The sequence below is a fragment of the Sorangium sp. So ce124 genome (assembly GCF_051525235.1).
GTDB lineage: Bacteria > Myxococcota_A > Polyangia > Polyangiales > Polyangiaceae > Sorangium > Sorangium atrum.
Window position 1 is genome coordinate 12,401,808 of sequence record NZ_CP150312.1, and the last position, 20,931, is coordinate 12,422,738.

Genomic DNA, 20,931 nt, shown 5'->3' on the forward strand with positions numbered 1-20,931 from the left:
CAGGTCACGCGGGCCATCGCTTTGTGCCGTGGCGCGGTGGCGCAGGGCGGCCCTCGTGGATAGCCTGGTGCGTCATGAGCGAGAGCGAGCCAGCGAGAGGCCCGGAGGGCACCGAGACGTCGAGGGAAGGCGCCGAGGATGCGCGGCCTTCGGCGGTCGCGACCCTCGTCGAGAGCCACCGGGAGTTCCTGCGCTTCCTGGAACGGAAGGTGGGCAATCGCGCCATCGCCGAGGACATCCTGCAGGATGCCTTCGTGCGGGGCATAGGGCGCATCGACAGCTTGCGCGACGAGGAGTCGGCCACGGCGTGGTTCTATCGAACCCTCCGGAACGCCGTGGTCGACCATTTCCGGCGAAAGGGCGCGTCGGAGCGGGCGATGGCCGCGCTGGCCGCCGAGCTCGACGAAGCGGCCCAGCCCGAGGTGGAGCACCGCGCCGTCTGCCAGTGCGTCCGGGCGCTGGCCGGCACGCTGAAGCCCGAGTACGCCGCCGCGATCCAGCGCGTTGAGGTCGACGGGCTCTCGGTGCAGGCGTTCGCCGAGGAGGCGTCGATCACCGCGAACAACGCGGCGGTGCGCCTCTTCCGCGCCCGCGAGGCCCTCCGCAAGCAGGTGATCGCGTCGTGCGGGAGCTGCGCGGAGCACGGGTGTTTCGACTGCACGTGCGCCCCGGTGCCTTTGCGGCAGGCGAAGGACGAGCCCGAGCCGAAGCGAGGCTGCGGGCACGGGCACGGCGGAGCGGGCTGACCGCTCCTTGCGCGGGGAGGGGAGCGGCCCGCATGGCGATCATCGTTCACGTGTTCTCATCAGCGAGGTGTTCCCCATGATCGAGGTGCTGGCGCCGCGGCCGTTCGACGGATTGACGGGTCCGAAGCTGTTCCTCGCCGGATCCATCGACAACGGCCAGGCCGAGCTGTGGCAGGCGAGCGTCGCGCAGGAGCTCGCGGATCTCGACGTGGTGATCCTCAATCCGCGGCGGGAGCGGTGGGAGCCGGGCTGGGCGCAGAGCCTCGAGAACCCGAGCTTCGTGGAGCAGGTGCAATGGGAGCTCCGCGGGCTCGAGGAGGCGGACGTCATCTTGATGTACTTCGCGCCGGGCTCGAAGGCGCCGATCAGCTTGCTGGAGCTCGGCCTGTTCGGGCGCTCCGGGAAGATGCATGTCGTCTGTCCAGAGGGGTTCTGGCGCAAGGGCAACGTGGATGTCGTGTGCGAGCGGTACGCGATCCCGCGCTACGCGAGCTTGCCCGAGGGGCTGCGCGCTGTGCAAGGTGCGCTCTCGCGGAGGAGCGGCGGTTAGTGCTGAGTCGCCCCGCGATGGGGCCGCTTCCGGGGCAAGCGCGTCAGGGCTTCCTTCTCGGCGTCGCGGCCTCGTGTCACTCTCGGCGGTGGTGGTGGACCGTCAGGGGGCAAGTAGACCCCAACTGGCGAGGCCGATGAATGCCGCGTTGACGAGCAACCCCGCCAATGCCGGCCAGAGGATGCCGCGCTTCCCGAGCGTGCGGAGAGCTGCGAGCGCGTACACGGATGCTCCGATGCACGCGAGCGTGAGCACGCAGAAGAACACGCCAAATACGATGTCGAACCCGGGCGACTTTGACCCCGCACGAAGGAGACTCGAGCCCAAGGCGCCGAGGAGCGGAAAGGCATAGCTGGCGGTCGCCGCGGCGCGCGGCCGCCAGGCGGGATCCACGGCGGCGGCTCCCGAAGCGCGCGCGGCCAGCTCCGCTGCCGTGCGACGGCTTCGGATCCAAGAGGCCGCGCCGACCGCGAAGCCGACCACCGCCATGAGCGCGAAGACGCCACCACCGATGATGCGTCCCAGACGGTACGACGCGCTCACATCATCGTTGCTCTCTCCCGATGAAGCGCCATTCGTGCTCGCTCCGGCGGAGCTGTCGAGCGCACGAACTGTCAGCGTCTTGAGGAGACGGTCGGCGATCAGCTGCGCTTCTCCGAATTGCGTGGGCTCGGCCGAGAAGACGGCCGTGATGCTGGCGCGGTCGGCGAACACGTTGACCACCAAGCTCGTCGTCGGATTCTGTTGCTCTTGGGTCTCCAGGATCATGCGCATCGCCGGGGCGCCGTTCAATGTAAGGGAATCGAAGCGTGAGCCCGGGGTGGTCCCGCGGAAGCGCGCCCGGGGCATGGTGCTCATCATGTCCTTCTGAAAGCCCAGGAATACTGCTTCCAGGTTGGGCCCTGAAGAGCTGCGTCGGTGCGGCGTCTTCGATACGGTCAACAGGACGCCGGTCGTCTCGGTGCGAGCGAGGGCAAAGAGCAGGTTGTTGGGGGCGGAGGCGCTGGGCGATCGCTCGAGCACATCCATCGCGAGGCCGTTGCAATCCTCTTCCCGACGGAGCTCCTCTGGACGCACGATGCAGACGGGCACGCCCGCAGCGCCGAGATCCATTCGCAGGCCGCTCTCCGCATCGCTCACCTCCGCGGCGGCTGCGGGGCAGGTGAGGAGGAGGACGCTCAGCAGCAGAGCGGCGCGAAGCGCCGGAGGACAACGATTGTCGCGTGCTTCCGGGGGCTCCCATCGGGGGCCGAGCGCTCGATCCGCTGCCGACCCTTCCCAAGACATCGCCGCCCTTGCCGCTCTATCTCGTCCCATGGGGCCACCCCTGCCCTGCGAAGTAAGCCGAGAGCACGTCTCGGGTCAAGACGGTCCCGTTTGCTCGCTGCCCCATCGCGGGCGAGGGGAGCAGTCGACAGAACACGCGGCGTGATGAATCCGAGGGGCTCACCAGAACTCATGAGTGGGAGGGCGCCGCACGGCTGCTGGGAGATCCACTGCACGAACCTGGCGAGCCACGAAAATCCATCATGAATACAACCACTTGTGAGATTACCCGATGCCCTCGGTGACCCATGAAGCCCTGGTGGAGCTGTTCAAGAACCGGCCGACGCTGGCCGCCGAGATGCTGCACGACGCGCTCGGCCATCCGGTCCCGACGTTCACGGAGGCGCGCGTCGAGTCCTCCGATTTCACCGAGATCGTGCCGTCCGACCGCCGCGCCGATGTCGTCGTCGTGCTGCTGGTCGGTGAGCAGCAGCGGCCCGCGATGGCGATCGTGGTGGAGGTCCAGCTCGGGGTGGACCCGGACAAACCCTACGTCTGGCCGGTGTACGTCACCCAGACGCGCGCCCGGCACCGCTGCCCGACCCAGCTGCTGGTCGTGACGATCGACGCAGAGATGGCGCGCTGGAGCGCGCGGCCGATTGATACGGGCCATCCCGGCTGGACGCTGACGCCGCTGGTGCTCGGGCCCCAGGGCGTCCCGGTCGTCACCGACGCCGAGCAGGCGAAGGCGGCGCCCGAGGTGGCCGTGCTCTCCGCAATGGCGCACGGACAGAGCGAGGCCGCCGAAGCCATCGGCGTGGCGTTTTTCGAGGCGGCGGACGAGCTCGATGAGGAGCGCCGGGCCGTCTACGGGGACCTGGTGCTATCCTCGCTGAACGCAGCGGCGAGGCGGAAGTTGGAGGCGATGATGAAGAGCGGTTACCAGTTTCAGAGCGAATTCGCGCGCAGCTACGTGGCGAAAGGTCGGCAGGAGGGAAGCCTCGAAGCCAAGGCGCAGGCCGTGCTCGCCTTCCTCGAAGCCCGTGGGATCGAGGTCCCCGCGGAGGTGCGGGGACACGTCCTCGCGAGCACCGACATCGACGAGCTGGATCGCTGGATCCGTCGCGCTGCCGTGATCAGCGACGCCCGGGAGCTGCTCTCCACGACCGGCTCGTGAACACGCGCCCCCACCCTCGATAGCTCGACGCCAAAACCCGCGGCGTCCATGAGCGCTGCCTGACCTGGCGCACGTGCTGGTGGCCGACACAGAGGAAAGAAGCGGCTATCTCACCCGAACGACAAGTACAGAGAAGCCGCCGCCAGCGCCTGACCGAAGATCCTCGCCACCTCGCCGATCCGAGCCGCCGTGATGACGAGCAGCGGCAGGAAGCGCACCACGCTGTCGTGGGGGCCGCCGAGCTCCACGATCATCCCTGCCGCAGGCACTCGCGCCCAGGTGTCGAATCGCTCGTGACACGCGACCACCGAGATCCGCGGCCCGCCGGCCTTTCAACCCCCAAGTGCGACTGGAATATTCAGCCGTCGCGGGACCTCGCTCAGAAATGAAATTGATTTCTATTTTCATTTGAACTACCGGAGCGGTCGGGCATGGCCGTCAGCTCGGTTCCCCGATTTCAACGCTCCGACCTTCAGGCTCGGCCACGGGTGCACGCGGCGCCACGGGGCCCTCTCGCGCTTCGAGCGGCCGCTTGCACGCGTGTCGACCTTCCTGCTGCCCTGGTCGATCGAGCTGGATTCCGGCGATGCCTCCCCTCGTGAGCTCGGCTCTCGCGGGGAGCGGCTTATCAGCCAGATCGGCGGCCTATCGAGCCCTTCGCGCTGCAAAGCCGCGCCCACCCACGAGGGGCTCTCTGGTCTTCGACACTCAGGAAACGCGCGACGCCGCGGCCGATTCACAACCCTTCAGGAGCCAACTCATGTGTTCCATTTTCGGCATCTTCGGCCTGCATCCCGGCGACGATCGGCAGGCCCTGCGACGACAGGCGCTGGAGCTCTCGCAGCGGCAGCGCCACCGCGGGCCCGACTGGAGCGGCGTGTACATCGACGAGGGCGCCATCCTGGTGCACGAGCGCCTGGCCATCGTCGGTCCCGCCGGCGGCTCGCAGCCGCTGCGCTCCGCCGACGGCGAGCTGGCGCTGGCCGTCAACGGGGAGATCTACAACCACCGCGAGCTGAAAAAGGAGCTGGAGCAACCCTATTCCTTCCAGACCGGCTCCGATTGCGAGGTGATCAACGCGCTGTACCGGGAAGACGCTCCGGGATCCTTCCTCGACCGGATCAACGGCATCTTCGCCTTCGCCCTGTGGGACAAGCGCGGGCAGCGCGCACTCATCGCGCGCGACCCCATCGGCGTGTGCCCGCTGTACTGGGGGCACGACCGCGAGGGGAGGCTGTGCGTCGCGTCGGAGATGAAGGCGCTCTCGGGCCTCTGCGCCGATGTCGCGCAGTTCCCGCCGGGCCACTGCTACGACAGCGCCACGCGCGAGCTCACGCAGTATTACCGCAGGCCGTGGCGCGACTATGCGGCGGTGGAAGGCGTCGGCGTGGACAAGCGAGAGCTGCGCGAGGCCTTCGAGCGCGCCGTGCGCCGCCAGCTGATGACCGACGTGCCGTATGGCGTGCTGCTCTCGGGCGGCCTCGATTCCTCCCTGGTGGCCGCGGTGGCCGCGCGCTTCGCCCGCAAGCGGGTGGAGGACGACGGCGCGTCGGAGGCGTGGTGGCCGCGCCTGCACTCGTTCGCCATCGGCCTGAGAGGCTCGCCCGACCTGGCCGCCGCGGCGGTCGCGGCCGAGGCGCTGGGCACGGTGCACCACGGGTTCGAGTACACCTTCGAGGAAGGACTGGACGCCTTGCCTGAGGTGATCCGCCACATCGAGACCTACGACGTCACCACCATCCGGGCGTCCACGCCCATGTACCTGCTGGCCAGGCGCATCAAGGCCATGGGCGTGAAGATGGTGCTGTCGGGAGAAGGCTCGGACGAGATCTTCGGCGGCTACCTGTACTTCCACAAGGCGCCGAACGCGCGCGAGTTCCACGAGGAGCTGATACGCAAGCTGGACGCGCTGTACAGCTACGACTGCCTGCGCGCCAACAAGTCGATGATGGCCTGGGGCGTGGAGGCGCGGGTGCCCTTCCTTGACGTGGAGTTCCTCGACGTGGCGATGCGGATGGACGCCAGGCACAAGATGGCCGGCAAAGGCCGCATCGAGAAGGCGGTGCTGCGCGAGGCGTTCGAAGGCTATCTGCCGAAGGAGATCCTGTGGCGGCAGAAGGAGCAGTTCAGCGATGGCGTGGGCTACGGCTGGATCGACGGCCTGAAGGCGTACGCCGAGGCGCGGGTCAGCGATCGCGAGCTGGCCGCGGCCGAGAGGCGCTTCGCCATCAATCCGCCGCGGACCAAGGAAGCGTACCATTACCGCAGCCTGTTCGAGCAGTTCTATCCGGGACAGGCCTGCGCGGAGACGGTGCCGGGCGGCAAGTCCATCGCGTGCTCGTCGCCCGCCGCGATCGCCTGGGACGCGAGCTTCGCCGCCGCGGCGGACCCGTCGGGGCGCGCGGTGGCGGGCGTCCATAACGCGGCATTGTAGTAGGAGGAGGCCTGGGCCTGCTCGGCTACGGAAGGGCCGCTACCAGCGCCTGACCGAAGATCCTCGCCGCCTCGTCGATCTGCGCCGCCGTGATGACGAGCGGCGGCAGGAACCGCACCACGCTGCCGTGGCGGCCGCCGAGCTCCACGATCATCCCCCGCCGCAGGCACTCGCGCTGCACGCGCCCGGCGAGCTCGCGGTGGGCAGGGCGCGCCCCGAGCGCGTCGGGCGCGGCCGCCGCGTCCACGAGCTCCACGCCGATCATCAGGCCGCGCCCGCGCACGTCGCCGATGCACGCGTGCTCCTTGGCGAGCGCGGTGAGCTGCGCCATGAGCCGCGCGCCGAGCTCCGCGGCCGCCGCGTCCAGGCGCTCCGCGCGCAGCACCGACAGCGTGACCGAGCCCGCCGCCATCGCGAGCTGGTTGCCGCGGAACGTGCCGGCGTGGGCGCCCGGACGCCAGGTGTCGAAGCGCTCGTGATACGCAACGACCGAGAGCGGCAGTCCGCCGCCGAGCGCCTTCGACAGGACCAGCACGTCCGGCTCGATGCCGGCGTGCTCGAACGCGAACATGCGCCCGGTGCGGCCGAAGCCCGTCTGCACCTCGTCGAGGATCAGCGGGATATCATGGCGCGTCGCCAGCGCCCGCAGCCCCTTCAGCCAGGCGACCGGCGCCGGGATCATGCCCCCCTCGCCCTGCACCGCCTCGACGATGATGGCAGCAGGCTTGGGCACTCCGCCCTCCGGATCGGACAGCAGGTTGTCGATGTACGCGAGCGAGGCCGCGATGCCGGCGCCGCCGCCGAGCCCGAACGGGCAGCGGTACTCGTACGGATACGGCAGGAACTGCACGCCGTTCAGGCTGGAGCCGAGCGCCGCCTTGGGCCCGAGGTTGCCCATCAGGGTGAGCGCGCCCTGCGTCATGCCGTGGTACGCGCCCTGAAAGGCCAGCACCGTGCCGCGCCCGGTCGCGAGCTTGACCAGCTTCAGCGCAGCTTCCACGGCGTCCGCGCCCGTGGGGCCGCAGAACTGGATGCGCGCGTGGTGGGCAAAGGGCGCCGGCAGCACGCCGAGCACGTCCTGCGTGAAGCGATCCTTGACCGGCGTTGTGATGTCGAGCGTGTGGAGCGGCAGGCCGGAGTGCAGCGTCCGCACAAGGACGTCGGTGACCGCCGGGTGGTTGTGCCCGAGCGCCAGGGTGCCGGCACCGGCCAGACAATCGAGGAACACGCGCCCTTCGACATCTTCCACATACACGCCCTGCGCGCGCGAGAGCGCCAGCGGCAGCCGCCGCGGGTACGAGCGGGCGTTCGACTCGCGCTGCCGCTGCCGCTCGAGCAAGGGGTGATCCCCGAGCTCGTACAGCGCGCGTCGCCGGTGGCGCTCGCCGAGCTCCGCGGCGAGGCCCGCGTGCAGGGGCGCCCTGGAGGCCGGCGCCAACGGGTCCACCGCGGAGAAACTGGAGGCTGTAGACAGACTCATCGGGTACTCCCTGTTGCGAAACGTCCCTTGATTCACGCGCTCCTCGACTACGGAACGCGGGCCGCGCTCCCGCGCGGACCGATGCCGTGAGCTAGCTCTGCTCGAGATCCTTCGCGTAGTACGCCTCTGCCATCCCCGTGAGGATGGCGCGCTTGCCACCGTAGGATTCACGGCCGTGGACACACAGCATGTTGTCGATGAACAGGATGTCTCCCTGCTGCCAGAGGAACTTCACGAGCGAAGAGAGGTACGCTCCCCGGAGCTCCTCCAGCACCTCGGGCTCGATCGGGCTGCCGTCGCCATAAAAGGTGTTCGTGGGCAGCTCGTCGTCGACGAAGCTCGCGGTGAGCGAGCCGCGGACGTCCGGGGGCAACGTGCTCACGTGGAAGAACGTGGCGTGGTTGAACCAGACTTCCTCTCCCGTGCGCGGGTGGCGCACGATGGCCGGCCCTACCTGGGTCGTGCGAAGGCGGTTGCCCGGCTTCCACTCGATCTGGATACCCACCGAGGCGCAGTAGGACGCCACCTCGCCGCGATCCTCGGTCTGGAAGACGGTTTGCCAGGGCAGGCCGAAGCCGTCCCCGTAGTTGCGGACATACAGGACCCTCTTCTGGCGGAACCTCTCCCGGATCTCGGGGCGGATGTGCCGGAGGACCTCCCGGGTGGAGCCGATGGGGGTCTCTCCGCCCGTCTCCGAGGGCTGATGGCAGTAGAAGAACAACCGCAGTGGGAAGCGCGGCGAGTAGGAGTGCTCGTTGTGCGGGAAGATCTTCTGGTCGGCCGGGTAGTCGGTCGACGTGTAGATGTTGCCCCCCACCCGCGTGCGCGGTGACGCGCGGAACATGTACTCAAGGGCTCCGGGCGAGAGGGACGCGATGGTCTGCTCGAACCGCTCGACGGTCTTGCAGGTGAAGCCGCGGAACAGGATGGCGCCGTGCTGGAGGACCTTCTGCTCCAGGGCCTCGCGGTGCCTCGAGGCCCACTCGACGAGATCGACGCCCGCGACGGCCGGCTCGATCACGAGCGGCAACGGGCGCTCCGGGTGCCACATCCGCTCGCGGACAAGCGTGCTGTCGGACACCGTGATGGCCTTGCGGCGCGGGGCGCTCGGCGCCGGGATCGGTGCAGTCTTGCCAGAGTTCATGCTCGCTCCATGGTGAGATCGATGCGTTCGGACGAAGGCGCGCCCGGGGCGCCGGACAGGAGGGCGCGCAGGCGCGCGTGCACGGCGCTCCCCTCCAGGGCCGCGAGGTGATCGCCGGGAGCCGTCGCGGTGTGCACGGCCGCGCGCGTGTACCGCTGCCAGTCCACGGGCGGGCCGCCGTGGCGCTCGAGCGTCTCGGCGCTCCACCACGCGTGAATGGCGGCGTGGAGGCACCGCGGCGGCAGCTCGTTCATGAACAGGGCCGCGTCTCGCAGGAGCGCGTAGCGGTGCGCGAGCGCGGCGGTCTGCGCCCCTTCGGGCAGGAAGCCGCGAGTCTGGGCCCATGCCGCCGCCGCCATCACGCGCTCCTCGTCGCCTCGGCCCTCCAGCTGCTCCCGCAGCGCCCGCAGCTCCGCCTCCGGGAGCGCGAGAAGCGCCGCCCTGCGGTCGGTGTCGACATACTCCGCGAGCTCCGCCACGACGTCCGGCGGTCCCGCCGCGTAAAGGCTCGTGGGCGGCTGGGTGTCCAGGATGCCGAGGAAGGCGACCGCCTCCTCCTGCTGCTCCAGCGCCCGGGCGACGCCGAGCGCCAGCGCGCCGCCCAGCGACCACCCGAGGAGGTGATACGGGCCGCGCGGCTGATGCTGCCGGATCTCGCGGGCCAGCTGATCGACGATGCGCCGGCACGAGGGGCCTTCGCCCGCGAGCGCCGGGCCCAGATCGAGCCCGAACACGGGCCGCTCCCCGCCCAGCGCGTCGGCGAGCGGCTGGTATGCCCCGACGCGCAGGCCCGAGGGATCCACGCAGAAGAGCGGGGGGAGAGACCCGGCGGCGCGGAGCGGCACAAGGCTCGAGCGCGGCGCCCGCGCCACGCATCCGGCCGCCATCGGAACGGTCGGCCGAGACGGCTCCTCCGCCTCGATCAACGCCGCAAGGGCCTCGAGCCGGGGGCGCTGGAACACGGTGCGGACAGGAATCGTGGCGTGCAATTCGGTGTCGATCCGATGCACCAGACGGACCGCCAGCAGCGAGTGCCCACCCAGGGCGAAGAAGTCGTCGTCGCGGCCGATGAGCTCGACCGCGAGCAGCTCTTCCCACAGCGCGGCGAGCGCCCGCTCGACGTCGGTGCGCGGCGCGGCGTACGGCGCCCGCTGCCGGTGGCGCCTGAGCGCGAGCAGCGCCTGTCGGTCGAACTTGCCATTGGCCGTCCGAGGAAGCGTGGGCAGCGCCTGGATGTCGGCCGGGATCATCGGATCCGGCAGCAGCCTTGCGAGGTCGTGGCGCACCGCCGCGACCTCAAGCGGCTGTGCCGCCTCGACGAAGCCGCGCAGGAAGACCTCGCCGTCCTCGCCCCGATCGGCGAGCACCACGACCTGCTCGGCGCCCGTCACGCGGCGCAGCGCGGCGTCGACCTCGCCCAGCTCGATCCGGTAACCACGGATCTTCACCTGGCCGTCGCCTCGCCCGAGGAACACGAGCTCTCCGCGCTCATCCCAGGATGCGTAGTCGCCTGTTCGATAGAGCCGCTCCCCCGAGACCTGGACGAACTTCTCCTTCGTGAGCTCGGGCCGATTCAGGTACCCGGGGCTCAGCCCCGGTCCACCCACCCAGATCTCGCCCTTGAGCCCGCGCGCGCTCGGCTGGCCGCGCTCGTCGAGCACATAGACATGGCTATGAGGAATGGGACGACCGATGGTCACGGGACGATCGGACTGCGATGCTGCGCACTCGCCGACCGTGCTCCACACCGATGCCTCCGTGGCGCCGTACTCGTTGTAGAGGCGCGTGCCGGGGAGGGCGCGGTGGTGTGCGTCGACCAGCGCGCGCGGGCACGCCTCGCCGGCCACGATCGCGGTGCTCAGGGCGATGGGCTGGCCGGCGAGCCTGTGCAGCAGCAGGTGATGGAGGGAGGGCAGGGCCAGCAGGTGAGTGATGGACTCCTCGCGGATGATCCCGGCGAGCCGCTCCGCGTCTTTCTGCTCGATCTCGCTGCACAGACGCAGGCAACCCCCCTGCGCGAGCGTCCCGAAGAGCCCGGCGATCGAGCTGTCGAACGCGAAGGAGGACAGGAGAAGGAAGCGACGGATAGGGTCCTGGTAATAAGCGACGCGGGCAGCCAGGGAGTAGAGCGCGCCCGCATGGGTGATGGGCACGCCCCTTGGCTGGCCCGTGCTGCCGGAGGTGTAGATGACGTACGCGACGTGCTCCGGCAGGATCTCGGGCCACGGGAGCGCCGCCCCATCCTCCGGCGCGGCGTCGGTGAACAGGAGCCTCGCCCCGTCCTGCCAGGGCTCCGGCAGCCTCTCCACGAGCTCACGGCGGGTGAGGACGAGGTCAGCCCCGCAGTCGTCGAGCACGTAGGCGATGCGGGCCGCGGGGTAGTCCGGATCGATCGGGACATAGACCGCGCCGGCCTTCAGGATGGCGAGCATCGCGACGATGGCGTCGACGTCCCGCTGGAGGAAATGCGCGATCCGCGTGCCCGCCGCCGCGCCGCGGCCGAGGAGGCTCTGCGCAAGCCGCGTGGCGTGGTTGTCCAGCTCGGCGTAACTCAGGCTTTGCGTAGCGCTGCTGACCGCCGGCTGGTCGGATCGCTGCAGGATCTGCTCGGCGAAGCAGGCGGCCAGATGAGGCAATGAGGCGATGCGCGCGAACTCCCGCTCTCGCTCCGCGGAGAGCGGCTCGGAGCGGCTATAGACGTCGGTCACAAGGCGCCGCTCCGCCTCGCTCAGGGCGGATAGCTCCCGGAGCTGCCGGGCAGGGTGGCGGCAGACCTCCTCCAGCAGCGCGACCAGCTGATCGCCGAGCAGCGCGGCCGTGGCGCCGTCGTAGAGCGCCTGGTTGTAATGCAGGGTGAGGATCGGCCCGTGGCCCTCCTCCCAGTGCTCCAGCAGCAGGTGGTGCGGCGCGGTCGGGCTGTCGGCGGACTCGACGCGCCAGCCGGCGGCGGCGAGCGCGCTGTCGCCGGCGGCCGGCACGTAGCGGAAGCCGAGCGGATAGGGCTCCTCGTCCGCCGTGCTCGGGAAGTAATCGCGCCACTCCCTGAGCTCCGCGCAGCGCGCGCGGAGCGCATCGCAGAGGGTCTCCGCGGTCGCGCCGCCGAGCGCGTCCACGGTGAGCGGCACCGGCTCGCTGAACAAGCCGATCGCGTCGCCGAGGTCCCGGCTGGGCTGCTGCCAGTCGAGACCCACCGTGAGGCGATCGGCGTCGCCGTGCTGATGAAACAGCGTCACCCACGCGGTCAGGGCGAGCAGCGCGGGGGGGACGCCCAGCGCGCTGGCCTGGCGCGCCCAGCGCTCCTGCAGCTCGGGTGAGACCGGCAAGCGCACGCGGGCGAGCTCCACGCGCGCGACGCCGCCGTGCGCGTGGCCGCGCAGCGGCAGCGCCGGCGCGGGCGCCCTGGTCGCCAGCTGCTCCTCCCAGAACGCGTCGGCCTGCGGATCGCTCCCCTTGAGCTCGTTGCGCCAGGCGGCGTAGTCCGCATATTGCAGCGGGGCGTCCCCCGGGTCCTCGCCGCGATAGGCACGCTCCCACGCGGCCACGAGGCGCAGCAGGCCCGCTGTGTCGGTGTGCGCCGCTGGCAGGCGCAGCCGGACGCTCGCGCCTTCGTCCGGCGATCCAGAGAGGGCCACCGCGACGCCGCCCGGGCCGGCCTGATCCGCCGCGTTCCAGCGGATCGCCGGGGAGGGCTGGATCACCTGGACGGGCAGCGCCATGCCGGGCAGCTGCGCGTAGTCCGTGCGCAAGATCTCGTGACGATCGACGAGCTCCGCCAGGCTGCGCTCGAGCCGCGCCCCGTCGGTGCCGGCGGGGACGCGGAGACACAACTCGGCAGCTCGGGCAGCGCTCGCCAGATGGGCCTCTTGCCACCGCCACGAGCGCGCCTGCTCCGGGGAGAGCTCGAATCCCTCGATGAGGGCGTCGCTCCGTGCCGTGTTTGAGCTGGACATCTGAGATTCCCTTTCCGTCGCTGCGACTCGCTCCGTGAGCGGTCGGCCTTTCACTGTGGTTTCTGGACAGCCAAGGGTTTGCGCTGGACGGTCCCCAGCGTCGCGCGCTGCTGCTCGCGCGCGGCCCGGCCTGCCTCCATCGCCTGCTGCTGCCGCGCCTTCTGGTGCTGGCTCAGCGCCTCCACGAGCTCCGCGACGGTGCGCGTCTCCGGCTCGCTCACCATCCGCAGGGCCGCCTCGTACAGGGCGGCGAGCTGCTCGATGAACGCAGCAGGGTAGACGTCTGCGCGGTAGTCGTAGGCCACGCGCAGCCCGTCGGCGTGCGCGTTGACGGCGATGAGCAGGTCGACCTCGACGTCCCGCGGCGAGAGCTCGAGCTCCGAGATGGAGAGATCCGTGAGCTCGAGATCGCGCTGCGGGGTGTTCTGCAGGATGAGCTTGATCTGGAAGAACGGCGCGCCGTCCGCGTCGCGCCGGGGCAGGAGGTCCGAGACCAGCGCGTCGAACGGGAGATCCTGGTGCTGGTAAGCCTCCAGCGCTGCGCGCTTGCACTCGGCGAGCAGCTCCGTGAGGCGCAGGGCGCCGTCGATGCGGCAGCGGAGCACCAGCTGGTTCACGAAGAAGCCGACCATGCTCTCCGTCTCGCGGACATGGCGGTTGGCGACGTCCGTCCCGACCAGGAGATCGCCGCGCCCCGTCTGCTGGTGGAGCACCACGTTGAGCGCGGCGTACAGCACCATGAACAGCGAGGCGCCGTGCTGCTCGGCGCCGCGCAGCAGCGCGTCCGCCGCGGAGCGCGGCAGCGCGCGCACGAGGCGCGCGGCGCGCCGCTCCTGGGCCGGAGCGGTCCGCGCCTGGGGCAGGGTCAGCGTCGTGGCGCTGCCGGCGAGCTGCCGCCGCCAGTAGGCCATCTGCTGCTCCCACACGGCGCCCGGGAGGTGGGCTCGCTGCCAGGCCGCATAGTCGGCGTACTGGAGCGCCTGCGGCGGCTGCTCCGGGGCCGCGCCGCCGTCGCTCAGGGCGCGGTACGCCGCCATCAGGTCGTCCACGAGCAGCGCGATCGACCATCCGTCGGCGGCGATGTGGTGCAGCGCCACCGCGAGGACGTGCTCTCGCTGGCCGAGGCGGAACAGCTGGGCGCGCAGCAGCGGCGGGCGCTGGAGATCGAAGGGCGCCGTGAGGACCGCGTCGATGCGCCGGGAGAGCTGCGCGCCCGCGACCTCGGCGGGCAGCGCGGAGAGATCGTCGAGCGGAAGCTCGAACGGCTGCGGGGGCAGGATGGCCTGCCAGGGCTCCCCCCGATCGACGACGATGGCGGTGCGCAGCACCTCGTGCCGGGCGATCACCGACGCGAAGCTCCTCTTCAGGGCCTCGGCGTCGAGCGCGCCCGTGAGCCGGAGCGCGAACGGGATCGTGAGCAGGCCCCGCTGTCCTTGCAGCTGCTCCAGGAACCACAGGCGCTGCTGCGCGAACGAGAGCGGCAGCGGCCCCTGCCGCGGCGCCGCGACGATCGGCGGCGCCCCGGCCGCGGGCGCCCCGCCGGCAGGATCGCGCCGTCGATCGACGTCGCGGGCGAGCTCGGCCACCGTGGGGTGGTCGAACAGGCTGCGGAGCGGCAGCTCGACGCCGAGCGCCTTGCGCACGCGCGACACGACCTGCGTGGCCAGCAGCGAGTGCCCGCCCAGCTCGAAGAAGCCCGCGTGGACAGGGATCCGCTCGAGTCCCAGCACCTCCGCCCAGATGCCCGCGAGGGCCTCCTCGGTCGGCGTCGCCGGGGCGCCGGCCGCCGCGCTGCCCGCGTCGACCGCGGGCGCCTCGGGCGCGGGCAGCGCCTTGCGGTCCACCTTGCCGTTCGGGGTGAGCGGCAGCGCGGGCAGGCCGACGAAGACGGGCGGCACCATGTAGTCGGGCAGCGTCTCCTTCAGGAACTCGCGCAGGCGCTCGGGCGCGGGGGTCGCGCCGCCCTCGCCGACGACGTAGGCGACGAGCCGCTTGCCCGAGGCGCGCTCCTCCCGGACCGCGACGACGGCCTCGCGGACCTCCGGGTGCCGCGCGAGGCGCGCCTCGATCTCCCCGAGCTCGATGCGGAAGCCGCGGATCTTCACCTGGTGATCCCGCCGCCCCGAGAACTCGAGCGCGCCGTCCGCGAGGCGCCGGCCGAGATCGCCTGTGCGGTACATGCGCGCGCCGGGCGCGCCGCCGAAGGGATCGGGCACGAAGACCTCGGCGGTCCTGGCGGGGTCGTTCAGGTAGCCGCGCCCCACGCCGATGCCCGCGACGCAGATCTCGCCGGTCACGCCGACGGGCGCGAGATCGTCGCCCGTCACGACGTGGAGCCTCACGTTGGGCACGGGCCGGCCGATGGGCATGTGGACGACCTCGGGCCCAGGGGCCGCCGTGATCGCGTGGAGCGCCACGTCGTCGGCGCACTCGGCCGGGCCGTAGGCGTTCATCAGGGGGACGCGGGGGTACCTCGCGAACCACCGGCGGGAGAGATCGGGCGTGAGCGCCTCGCCGGTGGGCAGCATCCACCGGAGGCGCGGGAGGCGCGGCGCGTCGACGTCCGCGGAGACGAGCTCCGCGAGCAGCGACGGGACCAGCTCGAGGACCGTGATCCCCTGCGCCTCGGCCTCCTCCAGCAGTCGCCGAGGATCGCCCACGATCTCGTCGGGGACGATGTGGACGCGGCCGCCGCAGAGCAGCGCCGTCAGGAGCTGCCACACCGAGATGTCGAAGCACTGGGACGCTGTCTGGCCGATCACGTCCGAGGGGCCGAGCTCCAGCGCGGGGATCTTGCCCCACACGTTGTTGAGCATCCCCGCGTGCTCGACCATCGCGCCCTTCGGCACGCCGGTCGATCCGCTCGTGTAGATGACGTACGCGAGGTGACCGGGGCCGGTGAGCTGCGGGAGGTCGTCGACGGGCACGCGCGCAGGCCCGCGCTGCGCGGCGAGCCGCTCGCGCGTCACGAACCGCGGCCGCGCCGCCTCCGGCAGGTGCGCGAGCGCCTTCCCGAGCCGCGGGACCCACGCGTCCGAGGTCACGACCACGGGCGCGCGGCTGGCCTCGACGACGCCGGCGATGCGCTGCTCCGGCTGGTGCGGATCGAGCGGGAGGTACGCGCCGCCGGCCTTGAGCACGCCGAGCAGCGCGACGACCAGCTCGATGTCGCGCGACTCCAGCACGGCGACGATCGTGTCCGGACCGACGCCCTGGGCCCGCAGCGCGTGGGCCACGTGGTTCGCGGCGCGGTTCAGGGCCGCGTAGGTGAGCCGGCGCCCGCGGCACGTCACCGCGTCCGCGTCCGGCGTCCTCCGCGCCTGGGCCTCGAAGAGCGCCACGTAGCCCGGCGCGGCGGGCTCCGCGCTCGTCGTGTCGTTCCACTCCCGCAGGAGCTGCCGGCGCTCGCGCTCGCCGAGGAGCGCGAGGTCGCCAAGCCGGGCCTCCGGGCGGGCGGCCATCTCCGACAGCAGCTGGACAAGGTGGCCCAGCATCCGCTCGACGGCGTCGGGCTCGAACCAGCGCCGGTCGTACGAGAGCCGGATCCCCAGCGTCTCGCCCGGGTACGCCACGACCGTCATCGGGTAGTTCGTGTGGACCCGGTCCTGCTCGTACGAGAGGCGGACGGCGCCGACCTGCTCCCCGAGGCGGGGATCCTTCGGCGCGTTCTCGAAGACGAGGAGGCTGTTGAACAGCGCCTGTCCCTTGGGGAGCTCGCTCCACCGCTGGATGTGCACGAGCGGCGGGTACTCGAACTCGCGGATACGGTAGTTGTGGGCGAGGAGCCCCTTGAGCCACGGGAGGAGCGGCTGCTCGGGCGACACGCGGACGCGGAGCGGAAGGCTGTTGATGAACAGGCCCACGATCGTCTCCACGCCCGGCAGATCGGTCGGTCGGCCCGCCACGGTCACGCCGAACACGACGTCGCGCTGGCCGCTGTAGCGGCTCAGGAGGAGCGCCCAGGCCCCTTGCACGAGGGTGTTGGGCGTCAATCCGTGCTGGTGCGAGAGGCGGAGGAGCGCCTCGCTCACGGCCGGGGGCAGCTCGACGTGCTCGTCGCTGATGCCGGCCTCCGCGAGCGGCGCCGCGCCGCCTTCGGCGGCGCGCTCCACGCCGAGGGGCGTCGGCTCCGCGAAGCCGCGGAGCTCCTCGCGCCAGAACCGCTCGGCCGCCGAGAGGTCCTGTTGCGCGAGCCAGGCGATGTAGTCGCGGTACGGGCGCGGCTGGGGCAGCTCCAGCGAGCGGCCCTCGCTCAAGGCCTCGTAATACGACAGGCACTCCATCATCATCACGGAGAAGCACCAGTCGTCCGTGAGGATGTGGTGGAAGCTCCGGACGATGCGATACGCGTCGTCCTTCATGCGGATCAGCCGGATCCGCATCAGCGGCGCGCGGGTCATGTCGAGCCCGGCGGCGAGCTCGGCCTCGAGCGCCTCGGCGAGGCGCTTCTCCTGCTCGGCCTCGGTCTGATCGCGCCAGTCGAGGACGTGGATGACCTCGGAGAGGTCGATCCGGCGGTGGACGACCTGGACAGGCCGCTCGAGGTCCTTCCAGGCGAAGGAGGTCCTCAGGATGGGGTGCCGCGCCACCACCCGCTGCCAGGCCTCGACGATGAGGCCGGCGTCGAGCGGGCCGTGCCACACGTAGTGCTGCTGCATCAGGTAGATGCCGGAGCCCGGGTTCAGGAGGGTGTGGAAGAGCATGCCCTCCTGCATCGGCGAGAGCGGGTAGACGTCATCGAGGCCCGACGCGTCCGGCAGGCAGCGCGCGATCTCGTCGTCGGTGAGGCCGCTCAGCGGGAACTGCGATGTTGGCAGAGAGGTTGTCTGCGACTGCGACGTTGACGTCGACATGGATGGCGTCGCCTCGCGCTGCTCTTCTCCCTGCGGCCCTCCCGCGTTCCCCGGGCGTGCGGGCGCCTTCTCCGGCGCAGCGGCAGCCTTCTCCGGGGCCGCGGTGGAGACAGCGACGGCCGCGGCGCCGGCCACGGTGGGATGGTCGAACAGGGCCTTCGGGCTCAGCTTGATGCCGCGCTGGTTGGCGCGCGCGATGACCTGGAGGCTCCGGATGGAGTCGCCGCCGAGGGCGAAGAAGTTGTCGTGGATGCCGACCCGCTCCACGCGCAGGATGTCGGCCCAGATCTGCGCGAGCGTGGCCTCGACCTCGCTCCGGGGCGCGACGAAGCCGCTCGCCTCCTGCGCGCCGGCCCGCTCCGGCTCGGGCAGCGCCGCGCGGTCGATCTTGCCGTTCGCGGTGAGCGGCAGCGCCGGCAGCGGCACGATCACGGCGGGCACCATGAAGTCGGGCAGCTGCTGCGCGAGCCGGCCGCGGAGCGCCGCAGCGTCGAGCGCCGCCGCCTCCCGGCCGACCACGTAGGCCACGAGGCGCACGGCCCCGCCGTCGTCCCGCGCCGCCACGACCGCCTCGCGCACCTCGGGCTGCTCCCGCAGCCGCGCCTCGATCTCGCCCAGCTCCACGCGGTGGCCGCGCAGCTTGATCTGGTGATCGGTGCGCCCGAGGAACTCGATCGCGCCGTTCGCGAGGAGGCGCGCCCGATCCCCGGTGCGGTACAGCCGACCCCCAGGGACGCCGCCGAACGGATCCGGGACGAAGCGCTCCGCCGTCAGCTCGGGGCGAGCGTGGTAGCCGCGCGTCACGCCGGCCCCGCCCAGGTAGAGCTCCCCGGGCACACCCACCGGCACCGGCTCAAAATTTACACCAAGGACATATGCTTGGGTGTTGGGGAGCGGCCGGCCGATGGGCACCGTCGCCCCGGAGCGGCCGTCCGCGGGGTCGATCTGCCATGTGAGCGATCCAACTGTCGTCTCGGTGGGGCCGTAGTGGTTCACGACGGTGCAGCCCGGCGCGAGCGTCCGGATTCGCTCGATGAGCTCCCAGCTCGAGGCCTCTCCGCCGACAACGAGGCAGCGCGCCGGCAGCACGCGCTCGGGCCGCGCGGCTTCGAGGAGCGCGGCGAGGTGGCTCGGGACGATCTTGAGCGCCTCGACCCCGTGGCGGCTCATGTACTCGGCTGTCGCGTCGGGATCGAAGATCCGCGCCTCGGACAGGACGTGCAGCGCGCGGCCCGAGCAGAGCGCGCCGAAGAGCGACGTGTGCCCGAGGTCCGCGGCCACGGTCGAGACGAGCGCCATGCCGCCGCCCTCGGCGAGGGGGAGCCGCGCGAGCACGCCGCGCACGTAGTTCACGAGGTGGCGGTGCTCGACGGCCACGCCCTTCGGGCGCCCCGTCGAGCCCGAGGTGTAGATGAGGTAAGCGAGGTTCTCGGTCCGGGCCGCCCGGTCGAGCGGCGCGTCGGATTCGGCCGCGAGGGCGCCCGCGTCGCGGTCCAGGAAGAGCCGCGCGGGCCCCGGCTCGTCGAACGCGCCGGCCCACCGCTCCTGCGTGATCACGACGCGCGCGCCGCTGTCCTCCACCACGGCGCGGAGCCGCTCGCGCGGGAACTTCGGGTCGACGGGCACGTACGCGGCGCCGGCCTTGAGCGCGCCGAGCAGCGCGAGGATCATCTCGGCCGAGCGCTCGATGCACAGGACGACCCGGTCCTCGGGCCCCACGCCGAGCGCCCGCAGCCTCCACGCCAGCTGGTTCGTCTTCCGGTCGAGCTCCCCGTAGGTCAGCGCCGTCTCCTCGCAGGCGACCGCGAGCGCGTCGGGGCGCGCGGCGGCGTGCGCCTCGAAGAGCTCGTGGACGCAGGCCGCCGGCGGGGAGGCCGTGGCCGTCGCGTTCCACTCGGTCAGCAGGCGGCGCCGCTCGGCGGCGCCCACGAGGGGCAGCTCGGCCAGGCGGCCCTGCGGCCGCGCCCCCATCGCCTCGAGCAGCGCGCGGCACTGGCCGAGCAGGCTGGCCGCGGCCTCGTGCGTGAGGCGGCGGCGCTCGTAACACAGGATGAGCCCGAGCTCGCGCGACGGATCAACGATGAGCGACACCGGGTAGTTGTTGCGCCCGGCGGTGAGCAGGGCGTCGCCGACACGCCCGCCGCCGGGGCGGGGCAGGACGCTGGCGCGGACGTCCAGGGGCACGCCGCTCACGTCCTCCTCGGGGTAGCTGTCGAAGACGACGATCGTGTCGAAGAGGGAACGCCCGCCCGGCACCTCGCTCCAGCGCTGGACGTCGGACAGCGGGGCCCACTCGTGCTGGCGCAGCTCGCTGTTCCTGTCCTGCAGCCGCGAGAGCCAGAGGGCGAGCGGCTCGTGCTCGTCCACGCGGACCCGCACCGGCAGGGTGTTGATCAGCACGCCGACGATGGCCTCGGCGCCGGGGAGCTCCGGCGGCCGGCCCGACACCGTGGCGCCGAAGACGACGTCGGGCTCGCCGCTGTGCCGGGAGAGCAGGAGGGCCCAGGCGCCCTGCACGAGGGTGTTCAGCGTGACGCGCAGGCGGCGCGCGCAGGCCGCGAGCGCCTCCGTCTCCGCCCGCGAGAAGCGCAGGACCTGCTCGGCGAAGGGGAAGGCGCCTTCGCCCGCCGCGGCCGCCGCCGGCGTGGCCTCCAGGGGGATCGGCGTGGGCGCCCGGAACCCGGCGAGCGCGCCGCGGAAGAAGCGCTCCGCGGCCCCTTCGTCCTGGGCCTGCACCCACGCGAGGTACTCCCGGTACGGGCGCGCCCGCGGCAGCTCGGGCGCCGCGCCCTGCGCGAGCGCCTTCTCGGGCGCCGCGCTCTGCGCGAGCGCCTTATAAACGAACAGCGCCTCTCTCAGCAGGAGGGCGAGGCTCCACCCGTCCAGCAAGAGGTGGTGATGGCTGTTGACGAAATAGAACGCCTCCTCGTCGACCTGGACCACCGTGAGCCGCATGAGGGGCGCCTTCAGCAGGTCGAAGCCCGCGCGCCGGTCCGCGGCCATGAGCTCGACGAATGCCTGCTCCCGCTCGCGCGCGGCGAGCCCGCGGAGGTCGTGGCGCGAGAGCGGGATCGCCGCCCGCGGGCGGACGACCTGCACGGGCCGCGCGACACCCTCCCAGACGAACGCCGTGCGCAGGATCGGGTGCCGCTCCGCGAGCGCCTGCCAGGCGCGCTCGAACGCGCCCACGTCGAGCCGCCCCTCCAGGAGGAACGCCGTCTGGACGAAGTACGGGTCCGCGGCGCGATCCGAGACCGCGTGAAAGAGCAATCCCTGCTGGAGCGGGGAGAGGTAGTGAATCGACTCAACGTCTTTCTTCTTGTTCGTCATG

9 protein-coding genes and 1 pseudogene are annotated in these 20,931 nt (G+C 71.6%); 4 read left to right on the forward strand and 6 right to left on the reverse strand.

Annotation, left to right across the window (positions count from 1 at the left end; translation table 11 throughout):
* Positions 1-74 precede the first annotated feature (74 nt).
* Positions 75-746, forward strand: a complete 672-nt coding sequence (locus WMF19_RS46540) for an RNA polymerase sigma factor (RefSeq protein WP_437896231.1) — start codon at positions 75-77, stop codon at positions 744-746.
* A gap of 76 nt (positions 747-822) precedes the next feature.
* Complete coding sequence (locus WMF19_RS46545) at positions 823-1,296, forward strand: nucleoside 2-deoxyribosyltransferase domain-containing protein (protein WP_437896232.1); 474 nt, start codon at positions 823-825, stop codon at positions 1,294-1,296.
* Between the two features lie 102 nt (positions 1,297-1,398).
* Here WMF19_RS46545 and WMF19_RS46550 read toward each other — a convergent pair whose 3' ends face one another.
* Complete coding sequence (locus WMF19_RS46550; RefSeq protein ID WP_437896233.1) at positions 1,399-2,409, reverse strand: hypothetical protein; 1,011 nt, start codon at positions 2,407-2,409, stop codon at positions 1,399-1,401.
* Between the two features lie 445 nt (positions 2,410-2,854).
* On the opposite strand from WMF19_RS46550, the gene WMF19_RS46555 reads away from it, so the two are divergent.
* On the forward strand, positions 2,855-3,739 hold the full coding sequence (locus WMF19_RS46555) for a hypothetical protein (RefSeq protein WP_437896234.1): 885 nt from the start codon (positions 2,855-2,857) through the stop codon (positions 3,737-3,739).
* A 110-nt stretch (positions 3,740-3,849) separates the two neighbouring features.
* On the opposite strand, the pseudogene WMF19_RS46560 reads toward WMF19_RS46555, so the two are convergent.
* Positions 3,850-4,013: pseudogene (locus tag WMF19_RS46560) on the reverse strand (diaminobutyrate--2-oxoglutarate transaminase); the annotation flags it as partial.
* Positions 4,014-4,499: 486 nt separating this feature from the next.
* Here WMF19_RS46560 and asnB point away from each other — a divergent pair.
* The gene (gene asnB / locus WMF19_RS46565; protein ID WP_437901754.1) at positions 4,500-6,173 is read left to right on the forward strand and encodes an asparagine synthase B; all 1,674 of its coding nucleotides are present in this window, start codon (positions 4,500-4,502) and stop codon (positions 6,171-6,173) included.
* A gap of 25 nt (positions 6,174-6,198) precedes the next feature.
* Here the strand turns inward: asnB and WMF19_RS46570 are convergent, their stop codons facing one another.
* The 4 genes from WMF19_RS46570 to WMF19_RS46585 form a co-directional block, all read right to left on the reverse strand.
* Positions 6,199-7,647 (reverse strand): diaminobutyrate--2-oxoglutarate transaminase, encoded by a 1,449-nt coding sequence (locus WMF19_RS46570; protein WP_437901755.1) that lies wholly within the window; start codon positions 7,645-7,647, stop codon positions 6,199-6,201.
* A 97-nt stretch (positions 7,648-7,744) separates the two neighbouring features.
* Complete coding sequence (locus WMF19_RS46575; protein WP_437896235.1) at positions 7,745-8,797, reverse strand: TauD/TfdA family dioxygenase; 1,053 nt, start codon at positions 8,795-8,797, stop codon at positions 7,745-7,747.
* Positions 8,794-12,747, reverse strand: coding sequence for a non-ribosomal peptide synthetase (locus WMF19_RS46580; protein ID WP_437896236.1), 3,954 nt, complete (start codon positions 12,745-12,747; stop codon positions 8,794-8,796). The genes WMF19_RS46575 and WMF19_RS46580 overlap by 4 nt, the downstream gene beginning before the upstream one ends.
* A gap of 50 nt (positions 12,748-12,797) precedes the next feature.
* Positions 12,798-20,930: an amino acid adenylation domain-containing protein gene (locus tag WMF19_RS46585; RefSeq protein WP_437896237.1), complete on the reverse strand. Its 8,133-nt coding sequence runs from the start codon at positions 20,928-20,930 to the stop codon at positions 12,798-12,800.
* Position 20,931: the final 1 nt, after the last annotated feature.

Bases quoted from the DNA above. Each gene is read 5' to 3' on its own strand.
- WMF19_RS46540 (WP_437896231.1), top strand. From the start codon at position 75: ATGAGCGAGAGCGAGCCAGCGAGAGGCCCGGAGGGCACCGAGACGTCG.
- WMF19_RS46545 (WP_437896232.1), top strand. From the start codon at position 823: ATGATCGAGGTGCTGGCGCCGCGGCCGTTCGACGGATTGACGGGTCCG.
- WMF19_RS46550 (WP_437896233.1), bottom strand. From the start codon at position 2,409: ATGGATCTCGGCGCTGCGGGCGTGCCCGTCTGCATCGTGCGTCCAGAG.
- WMF19_RS46555 (WP_437896234.1), top strand. From the start codon at position 2,855: ATGCCCTCGGTGACCCATGAAGCCCTGGTGGAGCTGTTCAAGAACCGG.
- asnB (WP_437901754.1), top strand. From the start codon at position 4,500: ATGTGTTCCATTTTCGGCATCTTCGGCCTGCATCCCGGCGACGATCGG.
- WMF19_RS46575 (WP_437896235.1), bottom strand. From the start codon at position 8,797: ATGAACTCTGGCAAGACTGCACCGATCCCGGCGCCGAGCGCCCCGCGC.
- WMF19_RS46580 (WP_437896236.1), bottom strand. From the start codon at position 12,747: ATGTCCAGCTCAAACACGGCACGGAGCGACGCCCTCATCGAGGGATTC.
- WMF19_RS46585 (WP_437896237.1), bottom strand. From the start codon at position 20,930: ATGACGAACAAGAAGAAAGACGTTGAGTCGATTCACTACCTCTCCCCG.